Here is a 15,627-nt window from a genome sequence, read left to right on the forward strand (position 1 = left end):
CAGCAGGCGGCAAAAACGAAAAGTAAAAGCTTTTAGAATTTAAGATGCATTATTCCAAATGATTTGAATTTTTTACTGTCCCTGGGATAGTGCCGCTCAGAAACACCGCAGACAGTTTCGTTGCTTGTGCTGTCGATAAAATATATTTCTCCGTCTTCTTCTTTGTTGTATAACGCGATATGAGTGATTTGCTCGGAGTCAGCTTCTCCCATAAAAATCAAATCGCCTGTTCTTGGCTTGCTCGTGGGAGTTGAATAATTCAACATTCCATAAGAAGTGCAGTCGTCGAAGCAAAGTAAAAACTTTGTGTCCTGAACAGCATACTGATAGCATCGCACCACAAGACCCGAGCAGTCAATTTTTATTGCTCGCAGTGCATCCTGTCCGCCCCATTCGTAGATTGTGTCGGAATCCTTGTATTTCACGGCATATTCGTACGCTTTTTGCGCAATGCTTTCGGGGCAGTCTGTTATTGTGTCAGGGGAATTTTCTTCATTCTTGCAGGAAGAAAAAGTCAGCGCGAAAATTAGAACAGCCGCCGTTTTTAGAATTGAATTCATATTCTGACTATATCCCATCTGCGGATAAAAATTCAATAAATGTTTTTTGAAAAATCGAAGTTATATTGTTCACAGGTTTTCTGAGTGTTATACTGAATTTTAGGAGAAAAAATGGAACTTTACACACAGCGTTTGATTTTGCGGCGGTGGAACGAAAGCGATGCTGAAAATTTATTTGAATACGCAAAAGACCCTGATGTAGGCCCGATTGCCGGGTGGCCGCCGCACAATAGTGTTTCGGAAAGTCTTGAAGTTATAAAAAACGTTTTGTGCGGTTCTGCGTGTTTTGCAATCTGCTTAAAGTCTGACAATCTTGCAATCGGCTGTATTGAACTGAAACTGAACGGAACTACTGATATGACTGACCGCGATGACGAATGTGAACTGGGATTCTGGCTCGGGAAAAAATTCTGGGGTCAGGGTTTTATGAGCGAAGCCGGTGCAGAAATTATTCGCTATGGTTTTGAAAATTTAAAGATGAATAAAATCTGGTGCGGCTATTACGACGGAAATCTAAAATCAAAGCGGGTTCAGCAAAAACTCGGATTTGTTTACCACAGCACTTGCAGTTCAGTCCCGGTTCCGCTGATGAACGAAACTCGAATAGGACATAAAAATGTTCTTACTAGAGAGCAGTGGGAAAAAAATTCCCTGTACAATCCTAATTAATCCCTTATAGAAAAAATTTCTCTTCTGCAATAAAATATTCCTATGAAACTTTTAATTATAATTGATATGCAGAACGATTTTATTGACGGTGCGCTTGGAACAAAAGAGGCAGTTGCGATTGTTCCTTTGGTTGCAGAAAAAATTGCTGAATACCGCGCTGCCGGAAATCCCGTCGTGTTTACGCGCGACACTCATCAGAAAAATTATCTTACAACGCAGGAAGGAAAAAATCTTCCTGTCGAACACTGCCTTGAAAATACGCACGGCTGGCAGATTTCAGACAAACTCGACACGGCTGACAGCAAGATTTTCAACAAGCAGACTTTCGGCTCGCTTGAACTTGCAGAATACGCCGCATCAATTCCTTCCCTTACAGAAATCGAAATCGCAGGACTTTGTACCGACATCTGCGTAATCAGCAACGCCTTCATTTTAAAAGCAAAACTCCCGGAAGTAAAAATCACCTGCGACAGTTCCCTCTGCGCCGGCGTCACCCCAGAAAGCCACCAGAACGCCCTCAACGCAATGAAGATGTGCCAGATTGAGGTGAGGGGATAAAAATTGAAAAAATTATGTTTTTGAATATATAATAATAGGAAAGTAAAAGCATTGGAAGAAATTGAGGTTATGGAGAAAAATGAAATGACATTGGATGAAGACACATTTAATAAAATTTATAATTCTTTTAATGAAAGATTTCCGATTGAAAAACTAGCAGAAATGAAACTTGATGAATATTCAAATCTGAAAAAAGATTCATTCTGTTATTGGGTTGAAACAAAAACAGTAGAATTAGGAAATATAAAAGGTTCAACATCCTATAAATTCGGAATTTATGAGTATAATCAAACACCAAGAAAAGATGGCGGATATTCCTCTGATGAAAAATATGCTTGGGTTTCAAAATATGGAAACACAGCGGAAAAAGTTTTTGATGTCATTCGTTCGAATATAATTAGAATTGCAAATTATTCAAGAGCTGGTGAATATGAAAAAATTGACGAAATAGATATTAGTGAAATGTTCAAATGGAAAGTTGCGTTTTTATATTCAGAAAAAAAATTGATAAACTGGTTCAGCAAGGAAGCTTTGATTGAATTTTCAAAATATTTTGGAAATCCTGCAGATGAAAAAAGTTCAACATCAGAACTTCAAAATTTTTTGATAAATAAAAAATCTGGAAAAACTCTTTTTGAATTTGATAAAATACTTCAGCAGATTTGGGATGATTACAAAGTTCGCAATCACATACAAGGAGCTTCCTCTATGACAAACGAAAAACTTACCGAATACAAAGAACTTCTTTTAGAGAACCACAACCTTATCCTGCACGGTGCGCCGGGAACGGGAAAAACTCATCTTGCAAAGGAGATTGCAGAAGCGATGAACGCGGAAGTCGGCTTCTGTCAGTTCCATCCGTCGTATGATTATACGGATTTTGTGGAAGGTCTGCGCCCGGTTTCTTCTGACGAGAGCGGTCAGATTTGTTTTAAAAGAATGGACGGTGTGTTCAAGGAATTTTGCAGGAAGGCATTGGAAAATTTAGAAGATAGTAAGAAAACGGTTATTCAAATTAAAAAGGAACTTTCTTGGAAAGATGAGATTATAAAATTTCTTGATGAAGCTATGGAGAATAAAACAAAGTATCAATTAAAAAATAATGGATTTGTTATTATTGAAAATTATCACGATGATATTATTGATATTTTACTTCCAAATAACGAGGCTCATAATTCAGATAAAATTCATATTTCAAAACTTTTGAAGATTTTGAATGCGGAACAAGAATTTGATAAGCCAATTGATATTGAAAAGTATTTAGGCGGTTACCATAGTGCAGAATATTCATATATACTTGCGATATATAAAGGCATAAAAGAAAAAAAGAAAAATATATCTGATTTAGATTTTGAGTCTGTTTCAAAAATCGAAAAGAAAAATTTTGTCTTTATCATCGATGAAATCAATCGCGGGGAACTTTCCAAGATTTTTGGGGAATTGTTTTTTTCAATCGATCCGGGATATAGAGGTTTGGACGAGAATGGAACGCCGAAAGGACTGGTGACAACACAGTATCAAAATCTTGTTGAAGATACTGATCCTTTTAAAAAAGGCTTTTTTGTTCCCGATAATGTTTACATCATCGGCACAATGAATGACATTGACCGTTCTGTTGAAAGTATGGATTTTGCTATGCGCCGACGGTTCCTTTTTAAGGAAGTTACGGCTGACGAAAGCGCCGAAAATATGAATCTTTCGGACGAAGCAACGGAAACAATGAAAAGAATAAATGACCAGATTTCACAAACTGAAGGTTTGGGCAGTGCCTATCATATCGGCGGTGCATATTTCCGTGATGTGATTGATTTTGAAAAACTGTGGAAATTGAAACTTTCTTCGCTTGTAAAAGAATATCTGCGCGGTCTGGACGATGATGGGGAAGCGAAATTCAAGAGTATTGAAAATGCCTATTTTAATCAAAGTCAGGACGATTTTGTGCAGGGAAATTAATGATAAAAAGACCGTATTCCTGCTTGTATTTTTCTTTATGTACGCTATAATGTACATAAATGGAGGTGAATTATGGATGCAATAAATGCAACAAAAGCTCGTGCAAATCTTTTTAAAATCATGGCTTTTGTAAATGAAAATTCCCAGCCTGTAACCCTTACGAATTCAAAGGGGAAAAATGCCGTTTTAATTGGAGAAGACGATTGGAATGCCATTCAAGAAACAATTTACCTCAATTCAGTTCCGGGAATGGCAGAGTCTTTGATAAAGGGAAAGAATACTCCTATTGAAAAATGTATTTCAGAAGAAGATTTTAAGTGGTAGCCGATGTATCTGATAAAATATTATAAACAGGCTCAGAAAGATGTAAAAAATCTGAAGGCTGCAAAATTAGATGCAAAGGCTAAAGAAATTATTGAAACACTGAAAGAAAATCCGCGGAAAAATCCTCCTCCGTACGAAGAACTTGTGGGTAATTTAGCAGGATTATATTCCAGAAGAATTAATATCAAGCATAGAATTGTCTACGAAATTATAGATGCAAAAATTACAGAAAACGAAATTGAATATGAAGGAATTGTAAAAATAATCAGAATGTGGACGCATTATGATAAAGTGAATTGAATGTGATTTTGCTTTGCGGCAAGGATAGGAGCCCCTGCGGAGCAGTCCACTGGACTGAGCGAAGCGAGGGAAGAGGATGAGCGGTAGCGAAGGGCGGATAGCGAGAGTTTGCATTGCAAACTCTTCACGAGAAATGCATTGCATTTCTCGCATTTTTGCGGAATGGAACGGAGTGGAATGGAGAAAAAAGCCGCCCGAATAAAAAAAGAAATTAGAGTTTTGAGTTATGAGCCTTGTTTTATTAAATGACAATTCAAATGAGGAAAAATCTCTTTCGGTGCAGGAGTGTAAAAATCTTGGGGAGATTGCTGGGAAAACTATCGATGAACTGAAAATTCTTGTGTTTCCTCCGTCGGCGGAAAAAACGGTCGACAAGATTGCGGATTCGGTCATTTTTTATATGAGTGAAAGCGGCGGAAAGGTTGTTCTTAAAACGGGAAACATTATGGGGTTTGTCGGCTGTGGCGGCACTGAAGTGAATATCTGTTCGCGGTTTACGGAAAACGGGAAGGGGGATTTTTTTCTGCACTATATGCTTGAAAAAGTCTGCCACATAAATATTGCGAAGTTAGAGAGTTCGAGGGTGAGGGACAGGATTTTTGATTTTCTTCCGTTTTTGTTCCCGAAGTATCTGTTTGACGCGCTTGGTCAGGGGCTTTACAAGGAATATCAGACGCACGAATACAACGATTCCAACGTTCGCGGTGTCATCGACATTAACAGGCATATCAGGCTGAATGTTCCGGCGAACGGAAAAATCGCTTACCGTGCCAGAGAATACAGTTATGACAATCCTGTTATGCAGCTTGTACGGCACACGATTGAGTATATGAGGGCGGACGGTCTTTTTAAATACATTCTTTCTTCGAGCGAAAAAATGAAGGAAGCTGTCGCTGTAATCGACAGTGCAACGCTGTCTTACAACCGTATGGAACGGAACAAAATTCTTTCCAAGACTGCAAAGGCTATCAAGTCGCCGTATTTTTTCAAGTACCGGAGTTTGCAGAAAATCTGCCGGATGATTTTGCTTCGGGAAAAAATCAAGTACGATTCTTCCGCAGACAAAATTTATGGAATTCTCTTTGACGGCGCCTGGCTTTGGGAAGAATATCTGGCGACGATTTTGAAGGATGTGGGGTATGTTCACGCGGAAAATAAAACCGACAAAAACCCAATCTACCTGTGGAGTGGAAACCCCCGATATCCTGATTTTTACAAAGGAAAACAAAATCCCAATTTCACATACGGCGATGAAATCCCTGAAGAAAACTGCATCCTTGACGCAAAGTACAAGCCGCTCGGCAATCATTCAGTCAGGCGTGAGGACGTACATCAAATTGTAACGTATATGCATATTCTTCCAGCAAAACGTGCAGGACTCATTTATCCGCACAAACCAAACGACGAGGATTTTTCCGCCGTGCCAAAATCATACACTGTCAAAGGAATGGGCGGAACGCTCAGTGTTTTCGGCGTGAAAATTCCGCAGAACGCAGAAAATTATCAGGATTTTAAGGCACAGATGAAGAGCGAGGAAGAGAGGCTGGTGAGGATTTTGTGAGCGGAAAATGTGTTTTTGCGACAGAAAAAGAAAAACTGCATTATCAGCAAAGAACAGTGATTTTTCTGTAGAAGTATGGTATATTTATAAAAGGAGGTCGAGCTATGCTGAGTCAAGAAATGACATCAAAAATTTCAAGCGTTCTTTCTGATATGGGCTGTACCGAAAGTTATATTTTTGGTTCTCAGGTTAACGGAAATGCTGACGAATATTCCGACATCGACATCGGCATAAAAGGACTTCCTCCACAGAAATTTTTTGCAACACATTCAATGCTTGAAGATGCCACCGGAAAAACAGTCGACTTGGTTGATTTTGACGAAAAGCCCCAGTTCTTTGCCCTTTTGCGTGATTTAGGAGAACTTCAGAAAATTGGATAAAACTGCAAAAGCAAAAATTGATTACGAAATTTCCCAAATAGATGAGTTAGTTGACAAGTCGCAGGTTCTTCTTTCGATGGTAAAAAACAAAGAACCCGATTTTATAGAAATTACGGCAATCGGAGGAATTCTTCATTCTTTTTATAACGGAATTGAAAACATTTTCGTGCTTATAGCAGAAACTCTGAATTTTGATTTCAGAACTTCTCCGCAGTGGCACAGAAATCTTATTGACTGTATGTTTTCACAGCCTGATTTTCTGCCCTATGATTTAAGGCTTTTGCTTACTGAATACATGGGCTTCCGCCATTTCTACCGCCACACTTACGGTTATACAATCAAATGGGAAAAATGCTCACACCTGTTTTTAGGTTTAACTGATTTCTGGCAGACCATAAAAAGTGCGGTCAGTAAATACATTGAAAAATGACTTTAGAACAGTTCACACAAATACCGCAAAAACAAACTTAATTTACCCCTCTCCCCTAAACCCTTTCCACCACCAGTAAAAATCACTACAATTTTTTTATATGATACTCAGCGTGTCGCGGCGAACTGACATTCCGGCTTTTTTCTCTGACTGGTTTTATAGAAGAATCGAAGAAGGTTTTTTTATGGTCAGAAATCCGATGAACGTTCATCAGGTGTCGAAAATTTCCGTTTCTCCGCAAAATGTCGAGTGCCTTGTTTTCTGGACAAAAAATCCCTCTGACGATTTTATTTTGAACTTAAAAAAACTGGACAGTATGGGCTATAACTATTATTTCCAGTTCACAATTTCATCTTATGCGCAGGACATAGAAAAAAACGTTCCGCATAAAAAAGCGATAATAGAAAAATTCATAAAACTTTCAGAACAAATCGGCAGGGAAAAAATTATCTGGCGCTACGACCCCATAATCCTGACAGAAAAATACAATATGGATTACCACAAAAAATATTTTGCCTGGATTGCCGAAAAACTGTGCAAATACACCGAAAAAGTCATAATCAGTTTCGTTGATTGCTATCCAAAAATCAAAAACAGGCTTGCGCCCGAACAGATTAGTGAATTGACCCAAGCTCAGATGCGAAATCTTGCAGAAAAACTCAAGGCGATTGCCCGAAAATATGACCTTATGATAGAATCCTGCTCGGAAAAAATAAGTCTTGACGACATTGGAATACCGCACGGACACTGCATAGACGGCGACTTGATAAACCGCATCTGCAAAAAAAACTTCGCCCACGCCAAAGACAAAACCCAGCGAAAAGAATGCGGCTGTGCCAGAAGCATAGATGTCGGCGCGTATAACACCTGTCTGCATAACTGCGCATATTGCTATGCCATAGAAAATTATAAATCCCCCTCGCACCCAAACCAAAATCCGTCCAGCCCCCTCTTGTGCTCCGAACTTACCGCCGCCGACAAAGTTACAGACAGACCAGTCCCGAAGTTGAAAGAGCAGGAAACCGAGTTGTTTTAGGAGAGCAAATCGGATCATCATAAAAATATTTTCAGGAATTTGGGGGTTCCGGCTAAAGCCGTCGGCGCTTCCGGGTTCCGCTACGCTCAGTCCTTCGGACCGGCAAAGCCGCCCTCCAGTGCCTAACCCGTTTTTAAAGAGAAAGTTCCACTGATAAAGTTCTGCGATTACAAACTGCTTTTAATTACTTTTTTGAGACATTAAAGTCAGGTTAAATCAGGCATCTTCCTCATCTTCAAACACAGGCACACCGCCCCAGACATTGTCCATATAGTTCTGGTCAAGCACTTTGTCTATGCGCACCTGCTTGTCTTCCAGGCTGAAAAGTTTTGTGCTGCCGTTTTCGTTTGTGTCGGCAATCCAGATTTCGTCCCGGCGGACAATGTCGTGGCTCATAATGCGGCTTTCGTGGGTGGTCGTGGCAAGCTGAATTCTTCTGTCTTTTGCGTTTGAAAAATACTTCTTTACAAATTGAATCGTAAGCTTAGGATGAAGGCTCCGGCTTATTTCATCCATTATATAGACCTTTTCTTTTTTGCTTATGAGAATTTCAAGAAGCTGAAAAAGCCGGTGCGTGCCGTCGCTTTCGCTTTCCATACTGAATTCGATTTTTTTTCTGCCTATGTTATGAACGAATTTCATAACATAAAAATGGAATGTATTGTCTTTTTCGAATGTAATTATAAAAATATTCTGCCTGTTTCTGATTACAGTTGAATAAAAATTTTCATTCGGCAGAAGGCTGTCTTTCTGCTGTTCATTCCGGGGCGGAAGATTTACAATCTGCATAAAGGGAGAAATCAGCGCCATTTCAAGATTAAGTTTCTGCTGTATGCGCAGATCAAGATTTTCAAAAACTTTTTCCTTGCTCACAGGCTCAAGCTTTATTTCCTCAATTCCAGTGTCAAATTCCTTTAGCAATTTAGAAAACTCGTCTTTGCAGACTTTGTAGCGCAAAAGCGAAGTTTCCTGAATAGGCTGGTCGGGGAAAATTACTTCAAGAGTGTCCTTGAACCAGAGGAATGCCTTTTGAAGGGGAGAGGCCTGTGGATTTGCATTGAAAAATCCGCCGGTGTTGTGGTTTATGCTGAACAGAAACGGAGCGCCGTTCATATCGAAAGAGCGGCTCAAAACCTCGATGTCGCTGTTTTTTCCCTTGACGGAATGATGAAAGACATACGGACTTTCTGAATTTTCCTTGTAAAAAAGTTTTGTGTGCCTGTTTCCGGAAATAGAAATCAGCTCTTCGTTCGTTATGACTCCCGTTGAAAATATAATTGATATTCTATACCTGAACAGTCTGTCGTCTGCAATGAATTCAATTTCAAAATCAGTAGGCCTGGTTTCGTTTTCGTCCTGAATCCTGCACCAGAGAATCGGCGCGCGCTGTGGAAGTTTTCCTGTAAGGATAAAATTGCGCAGGACTGAAACAGAGCGGATAAAGTTTGTCTTTCCGGCTCCGTTTTTTCCGTACATCGCAGAAAATTTTAAAAGGCTTTTGCCTGTGTTCTGGTCAGCAAGCAGGTGGTCAAGTTTTTTTGTTACGCGTCCGCTTTCCATAGAAAATGTAGTCTTCTGGTTAAAAGACAGAAAATTGGTGACGCTGAAATTAACTAACATTGATTTATCCGTAAAATTAAGTTTTACTCTCGTTTATACCGTACAGTATATGATTATTATCGGCAAATTGCAATAAAAACTTACATTTTCAGGTGAAAAAATCGAATAAAAATTTGACTTTAAAATATTCCTGTGATATATTCAAAGTATCAAAACAGGTGAAAATATCGAATGTTTTACCTAGTTTTGTTTTAGTAAGACTGAATTTTGCAGCCAAAAACAGCGCAAGTCTAATGTTCGTTGAAAATAGATTGCGCTGCCTGCTCCAAAGGGAATGCAAAACGGTCTGAGTTTTAATAGGAGGCACGAATATGGCAGTACCATTCGTTAGTAGAAAGCGGTTGAATCCGCGTAATTTGGAAGCAGAAGGCAGGTTTTATCCGGCTGCTGCTTATATCTCAGAAATCGGCGTGAACCAGCTTGCAGATGAAATCTCGCAAAGTACAACGCTCACGCCTACAGAAGTCATCGGCGTAATAAGGAGCTTTCTGATTACAGTTCCAAAGTATATGCTGATGGGCTACAAGGTGCGCCTGGACAGTTTCGGAATCTTCAAGCTCGGGCTTAAAACCGCCCCGGCCTGCAAAGGTCACGAAAAGGCAACTGAAGTTACAGCAAATGACATCGGCGGCGTAAAAGTTCTGTACACGCCGGATACAATGCTGAGCACAAAACTTGAAAAGCCTGAATATGTAAAGCTTGACGCCAGGTATCTGACAGACGAAGAAGAACCTGACAGTCAGGGCGAGTAAATGACGGTGTAAACAAAACTGAATAACGGGGTTTTGCTTACTTGAAAAAAAATCTGCTTTGCAGAAGGAAAACCGTTATGAATGAATTATCTGGGAGTTCCGGTGTTTTTTTGGCACGCCGGACTCCTTTTTTTATCCCGTTTTGTTTTCAAATTCATCCCGAATTTGCATCATTTTATCAAGATTAATCCCGCTTTTTAAGAAGATTCATCAAGATGAATTCCCCGCGTTTATCAAGATAAATGGGATAGATTCATCTTGATAAACCAGACACATTCATCAAGATAAACATCCGCCGTCATCTTGATGAATGTTTGGCGTCATCTTGATGGAGGGGTTGTGGGAATTGATGTTCCAAGAGGGTTTAGAAAAATATAAAAACAACAACTGGAAATAATATGTACAGATTTGCGCATTTACAGCCTGTAAATTTTTTCTGAAAGTTCGTCAATCAATTTTTTGTCGTGCGGGATGTGGCAGTACATAATTATTTTTACATCAAGGAGGATGCCGTAGATTTGGTTGTAAGGTTTTTCTGCCTGTTCAGAATCCTGTGGCAGGACATATTCTGCGGAAACAAAGCCGATGTTTTCAGGACTTTCATTATCAGCAGGCATTATGAAAGCATTGTAAATATTTCTGCTTTTTATAAAGGGGCGTACGTCTTCCGGTAATTTGCTTCGGATTTCAGTATTGTCAATATATTGAGCATAAGCCAGCTGCTTTACGACACTTGCACTGTCCGGCAGATGGTTCGGATTTTTTGTTGCACCGTACCGGTAATATTTTGAATCCAGAACAAAAATCTTTTGATTTTCGTTCCCGCGATTTGTAATCATGATTGTGTCAGGGCGGAGGGAATTCCTTTTTTCTGAGAAACTGAATGTCTTTGAGTTTTTAAACTTCCAGTAAACTTTCGGGTAGAATGAATCCTTGTCTTTTTCGCCATAAACTGAATCAACAAGCTGTTCCCAGACATGATGAAAATTGTCAGTTCCAAAAATAAAATTCTTTTTTTCTCCATTGGAATCCATTGAGTTTATGACATTGAGCATGTTCTTAAAAAGCAAAAGCTCGCTTTCGTTAAATGTTGAAGAAGCTTTTGTTTTTATGACAGCCGTAAACAGATTTTTGTTGAATGCAAGCGGACTTTTCTGCGGAATATAAGAACTGAAAAGATAGCCGATTTTTTCAAAACATTCGTGAACACAGAATTTGTGAATCAGCGTTATGAGTTCATTTTCGTTGTGATTCGAGTGATGCGTAACAAAATCAAGATAAACTGCGCTTCCATCTATAATCTGCGGGCGAATTTGTTTTATGGTACGCGCCCAGGAAATTTTTCCCGAAGTTGAACGCCTGTAAATCTGCTCTTTCTGTTGAAAATAGCCGTGATTCAAAAAATCATTGATGATGTAAAGATACGCGTGTATCGGAAAATCAACTTCTTTGGTGTTCAGAAATGCTGGATTACTGATGGCAGATTCCCTGCTTGTAAAGGTTGAAAGCACGCTGATTAAGTTAAGAATATCTCTGCGGACTTCCTTTTCGTCAGCCTTATTTGGCTTTCTGTAGCCTACAGGAAAATAAACTGAAAGCTTCCCGTCAATAAATCTAAGACCTACAAATTTATCTACCTGACCTTCTTCTTCGTTAAAAGAATTGTTGTCAAAATAAATGCAAAGGTCGTAAAGAGACTGTTTCTTGTTTTTTGTAAGATGCGTTGCTTCGTTTGCTTTCATAATCTATTTGTTCGGCTGGAACCATACGGACTTAAAACCTGTCATTCCGAACTCGTTTCGGAATCTCCTTCATTGGATGCTGAATCAAGTTCAGCATGACTATTGTCTGAATACTGCAATCCACAACTTTCACTGAATACATCAAAACCTTTTTCAAAGAATGCCTTTTGCAATTCCTCAAAATTTTTGATTTCTGCTCCAAAGATTTCCTGATGATAGAACTTAAACGCATCGTCCCAGAGATATTTAAGCACTTTGTTTGCAAAAGTGTCTTTTGAAATTACACCGTTTTCAGCCTTTACAAACCAGCAGCCGAGGCGCTTGTCTTCCATACTTGAAAGTCCGCTTTCGTTGGATTTTTCGCCGATTATGTTGTTTATTTGTTTCTGGAAATCTTCCCAAGTGATTTCTGTTCCTTCGATTTTTGCTTCCATCTGAAGTTTTCCATGTGCAATACCTTTTTCATCTTTTACGGTTTTATCAACCACATTTGGAACAAGTTCCATTTCCCATCTGCGCTGAAAAGCGTTGTCGAGCGTGAAGACATTTTGATCGCTTGTGTTCATTGTGGCGAGAAGTGAAAGGTTTGGGGGAAGGCGGAGAGATGTGTTTGTTGAAAAAACGATGTTTTCGCCAAGCGGTATTGGTTTGTTATCATGTTCTTCTGTGTAGGAATCAACTGAGTATTCAACTTTGCTTCGGATATAATTGTTGATGTAATCATTTTCAATAAAATACTTACTCCATCCAATACCGAATGTATTATTACCAATTGTTTCTTTATCGTTCTCAGATGTAATTCTATCAAGTAATTGGAAAATATCACCGAATATTGCTGCTGCGTTTCCACGATTTATTTCTTCGATAACAAGAAAGAATTTTTTTTCAGGATTATGCAAGGCTCTATAAAGAATTTTAGCAAACGGCCCTGGCTTAAATTCGTATTTAACATCGCCACCTTTTACACGAGGTAACACTTGTCCAACGAAATCTGCATTTGTGTATTCAGGATGAAAAACTACTCGGCAAGTTTGAAACTCCCTATCTTTATCATTGTCGATTTCTTTTTTGAGAGTATTATTTATTTCGTTTGATTTGCCAGAACCAGGAACTCCGTAGTAGATTTTTTGGGAGAAATTGGGAGTGTAGGAAAAATTTGCATTCTCACCATCTTCCGTGATAATGAAAGAGTGTCTCTCATTTGAATCGGGTTTTGTATATAATTGATTGAAAAAATCAAACTTGCTGTTTCCTGTTTTTACTACTTCTGCCAAGTAATCTTGTTTTGATTGTTTATATACTATGAACAAATCTCCGATTTCAATTCCGCCTTCATCATTTATGAGGTTGTAAACTTCTTTTCCAAATCTTGGGTCGTCGTTAAAAGAGTTGATATCAATTGCATATTTCTTTTCATAATTATTTATATGATGAAAAGTCAGATGTAAATTTCCCTCAAAAAAAATGTTTAAAGCTGGTTTTCCGATATTAATTTCGTGAGTTAAATCATGCTCTGTAGCAATTCTTCTGATGTAAATGAAGTTTGGCTCGCGTTTTCCCATCTCATTTCTCCTCTATTTCTTTATTTTTCTCGTTTATTAAAAATTCTCCCCATTGCTCTGCTATTGCTTTTGCAAAGCCCGGGAATGTTTTACTTCTTAAATTCCTTCTTTCTTCTGGTGTTTTTGCTTTCGTAAGTGCATCTGAATACCATTTTGGAAGTCTTTTTCCACTGCTGAGGGTTATCCATTCACCTTTACCAACCATTTTTGTTGGTTTTAACAATGGAAGGTTTTTCAACCAGAGACATGTTGTTTTTGACGCTTCATCACCAAAGAAATACGGTTGAACTATTTGCTCTGGTTTTCGCCATTGGGTGTTCATAATCCCAATCGGATTTTCTATAGCAATGTGTTCAATATCCGTTTCTGCAAGTGCAATAAAAAAGTTTTTACCGTCTTCTTGGTCTTTTCTGCGATTTGGAAAACGAGGGTGAGGTCTTCGCTGGTCATACGGCAAATCTTTATCTTCTGGGTGATAGTACCAACGTGCACCGCTTACTGCCAAAAATGTACATGGAGGATGAGCTACCATCAAATCCCATTTATCCTTGATGAAAGCTCTTTCTCCGTTTTGCAGAGTTCCACCTTTGTTTTTTATAATTTCAAAAACATCACAATTAAAATGCCATTCAGGATGCCCACCGCTGCATTGCAATAAATCACAGCTATAAGCGTTAAATCCAAGTTTTCTAAATTCTGAGCAGACTCTCTGACTTTCTTCACATGCAACAAGAATATTGAAATCTTGAGCAAGTCTTTTATTTACTTGCTTCATTTTTCAATTTCCTTATTGCTGATTACTTCATAGACTGTTTCTGCAATTGCCTTTGCAAAAAGTACAGGAACTGCATTTCCAATCATTTTGTAGTTATATGAATTAGAAGAAGGAAAGCTGTAATCCAGGGGAAACGACTGAAGTAATGCTGCTTCGCGAACTGTAATTGTCCTGAGCTGTTTTATATCAGGATGAATGAACATATAGCCGTCTTTGTATAAATGGGCAACTATTGTTGGTGACGGTTTATCCCATTCAAGATTTCTATATTTGATATGATTTGAAGAATGCCCTGTTATTTTTGTATAGAACGCTTTTTTCTCGTCTTGGGAAAAAGTGTTCATATTGTTTGAAAGCCATTCTTTAAATAACTTTTGATCTCTTAAACCGTGATAACGAGGTATGTGAAGATTTATTTTTTCACCAGAAACCTGATGATGAGAAATATGTGCATTACCGACTTTTGTGATTTCTCTTGAGGGGATTAAAGCCGGTAAGTTTCCAATGGCATCTCTAACAGTTTTATGTGGTGATGTAGTTTTGTTCTTTGTAAGGCAAGAATAAAAATCTTCAGGTAAGAGAGCAGAATTTGATTTTGTTCCAAAAATGATTATTCTGTTTCTTTTTTGAGGAACACCATAATCTTCTGCACAATAAACAGATTTTTTTAAAGTATCAGGAGTTCTAATTACATAACCGATTGCCTTGAATGCTTCGTATATGCGAATCCGTACAGGAATATCCCCGGGACAAGCCGTTAATAAACCCGGTACATTTTCAAACACAAATGCTTTTGGTTTAAAGTAATCAACGATTTTTACGAAACTTTCAAAAAGATAGTTTCTATAATCGTCTTTCATTCCGGTTGGCGACTGCGCTCTGCCTGCAATTGAATATGCCTGGCAAGGAGGCCCGCCTATAATAAGGTCTACGGTTTCATTCCCAATAAGACCTTTTAATCCGTGTTCAACTATTGATGCGTGGTTTTCTTTTTCGTATTTTTCTCTTGTTTCCTCTGACCAGGAACCGTTTATAAGTTCATCAGTTTTTTGAATGTCAAAACAAATTACTCGTTTTTCTGCTTCTTCTTCAGAATGTCCCCATTTCTCAACTAATCGTTTGCGGAGGGTATTTATCATTGGGGTTTCCCATTCAATATGGGCAAGAGCTTTATATTTTCCGCTTTGCAAGAAGCCTTCACTCAGACCACCGCAACCTGCAAATAGATCTATGAAATTTAATTTTTTCGGGGTCTTAGGGGGTAAGCAGCTTTGCTGCGTCCCCCTAGGAGAAGGGGTAGCGGAAGACGGTTCACCGGCTGGAGCGAGGGGAAGGCTTTCCCCTCCCTGCCACTTTAAACGGTCGTTTTTGGTGACGTTTTTTTCTTCTTCATTTATATTTTTAT

Annotated in this window: 16 protein-coding genes; 10 read left to right on the forward strand and 6 right to left on the reverse strand. The window is 38.7% G+C overall.

Annotation, left to right across the window (positions count from 1 at the left end):
- Positions 1-32: 32 nt before the first annotated feature.
- Positions 33-560 carry an NlpC/P60 family protein gene (locus ACI4L0_RS02915; RefSeq protein WP_439795798.1) on the reverse strand — a complete coding sequence of 176 codons (528 nt, stop codon included), beginning with the start codon at positions 558-560 and terminating at the stop codon, positions 33-35.
- Positions 561-671: 111 nt separating this feature from the next.
- Between ACI4L0_RS02915 and ACI4L0_RS02920 the strand changes: the two genes are divergently transcribed.
- From ACI4L0_RS02920 to ACI4L0_RS02960, 9 genes are all read left to right on the forward strand, one after another.
- Complete coding sequence (locus tag ACI4L0_RS02920) at positions 672-1,229, forward strand: GNAT family N-acetyltransferase (RefSeq protein WP_439798670.1); 558 nt, start codon at positions 672-674, stop codon at positions 1,227-1,229.
- 42 nt (positions 1,230-1,271) lie between these two features.
- On the forward strand, positions 1,272-1,787 hold the full coding sequence (locus ACI4L0_RS02925) for a cysteine hydrolase family protein (RefSeq protein WP_439798671.1): 516 nt from the start codon (positions 1,272-1,274) through the stop codon (positions 1,785-1,787).
- A gap of 84 nt (positions 1,788-1,871) precedes the next feature.
- Positions 1,872-3,740, forward strand: a complete 1,869-nt coding sequence (locus ACI4L0_RS02930; protein ID WP_439798672.1) for an AAA family ATPase — start codon at positions 1,872-1,874, stop codon at positions 3,738-3,740.
- Between the two features lie 72 nt (positions 3,741-3,812).
- A complete protein-coding gene (locus tag ACI4L0_RS02935) occupies positions 3,813-4,064 on the forward strand; it encodes a type II toxin-antitoxin system Phd/YefM family antitoxin (RefSeq protein ID WP_439798673.1) in 252 nt (83 codons plus the stop codon).
- Between the two features lie 3 nt (positions 4,065-4,067).
- Entirely contained in the window at positions 4,068-4,364 is a 297-nt protein-coding gene (locus ACI4L0_RS02940; RefSeq protein WP_439798674.1) for a Txe/YoeB family addiction module toxin, read from the forward strand.
- 226 nt (positions 4,365-4,590) lie between these two features.
- Positions 4,591-5,925, forward strand: coding sequence for an McrC family protein (locus tag ACI4L0_RS02945; protein ID WP_439798675.1), 1,335 nt, complete (start codon positions 4,591-4,593; stop codon positions 5,923-5,925).
- A gap of 104 nt (positions 5,926-6,029) precedes the next feature.
- Positions 6,030-6,305, forward strand: coding sequence for a nucleotidyltransferase family protein (locus tag ACI4L0_RS02950; protein ID WP_273332051.1), 276 nt, complete (start codon positions 6,030-6,032; stop codon positions 6,303-6,305).
- Positions 6,298-6,735 carry a hypothetical protein gene (locus ACI4L0_RS02955; RefSeq protein WP_439798676.1) on the forward strand — a complete coding sequence of 146 codons (438 nt, stop codon included), beginning with the start codon at positions 6,298-6,300 and terminating at the stop codon, positions 6,733-6,735. Before ACI4L0_RS02950 ends, ACI4L0_RS02955 begins: the two co-directional genes overlap by 8 nt.
- A 100-nt stretch (positions 6,736-6,835) precedes the next feature.
- Positions 6,836-7,771 (forward strand): DUF1848 domain-containing protein, encoded by a 936-nt coding sequence (locus ACI4L0_RS02960; RefSeq protein WP_439798677.1) that lies wholly within the window; start codon positions 6,836-6,838, stop codon positions 7,769-7,771.
- A gap of 216 nt (positions 7,772-7,987) precedes the next feature.
- Here ACI4L0_RS02960 and ACI4L0_RS02965 read toward each other — a convergent pair whose 3' ends face one another.
- On the reverse strand, positions 7,988-9,331 hold the full coding sequence (locus tag ACI4L0_RS02965) for an AAA family ATPase (RefSeq protein WP_439798678.1): 1,344 nt from the start codon (positions 9,329-9,331) through the stop codon (positions 7,988-7,990).
- Between the two features lie 371 nt (positions 9,332-9,702).
- Here ACI4L0_RS02965 and ACI4L0_RS02970 point away from each other — a divergent pair, with 371 nt between their 5' ends.
- The gene (locus tag ACI4L0_RS02970) at positions 9,703-10,143 is read left to right on the forward strand and encodes an HU family DNA-binding protein (RefSeq protein WP_439798679.1); all 441 of its coding nucleotides are present in this window, start codon (positions 9,703-9,705) and stop codon (positions 10,141-10,143) included.
- A 416-nt stretch (positions 10,144-10,559) separates the two neighbouring features.
- Here the strand turns inward: ACI4L0_RS02970 and ACI4L0_RS02975 are convergent, their stop codons facing one another.
- The 4 genes from ACI4L0_RS02975 to ACI4L0_RS02990 all read right to left on the reverse strand — a co-directional run.
- Entirely contained in the window at positions 10,560-11,885 is a 1,326-nt protein-coding gene (locus ACI4L0_RS02975) for an LlaJI family restriction endonuclease (RefSeq protein ID WP_439798680.1), read from the reverse strand.
- A 41-nt stretch (positions 11,886-11,926) separates the two neighbouring features.
- Positions 11,927-13,447 (reverse strand): AAA family ATPase, encoded by a 1,521-nt coding sequence (locus ACI4L0_RS02980; protein WP_439798681.1) that lies wholly within the window; start codon positions 13,445-13,447, stop codon positions 11,927-11,929.
- A gap of 1 nt (position 13,448) precedes the next feature.
- The gene (locus ACI4L0_RS02985) at positions 13,449-14,222 is read right to left on the reverse strand and encodes a hypothetical protein (protein WP_439798682.1); all 774 of its coding nucleotides are present in this window, start codon (positions 14,220-14,222) and stop codon (positions 13,449-13,451) included.
- Positions 14,219-15,627 (reverse strand): DNA cytosine methyltransferase (locus tag ACI4L0_RS02990; protein ID WP_439798683.1); only part of this gene is annotated, 1,409 nt, incomplete at its 5' end. The genes ACI4L0_RS02985 and ACI4L0_RS02990, both read right to left, overlap by 4 nt.

Source organism: Treponema sp., from assembly GCF_051883275.1.
In the GTDB taxonomy this organism is placed as follows: domain Bacteria; phylum Spirochaetota; class Spirochaetia; order Treponematales; family Treponemataceae; genus Treponema_D.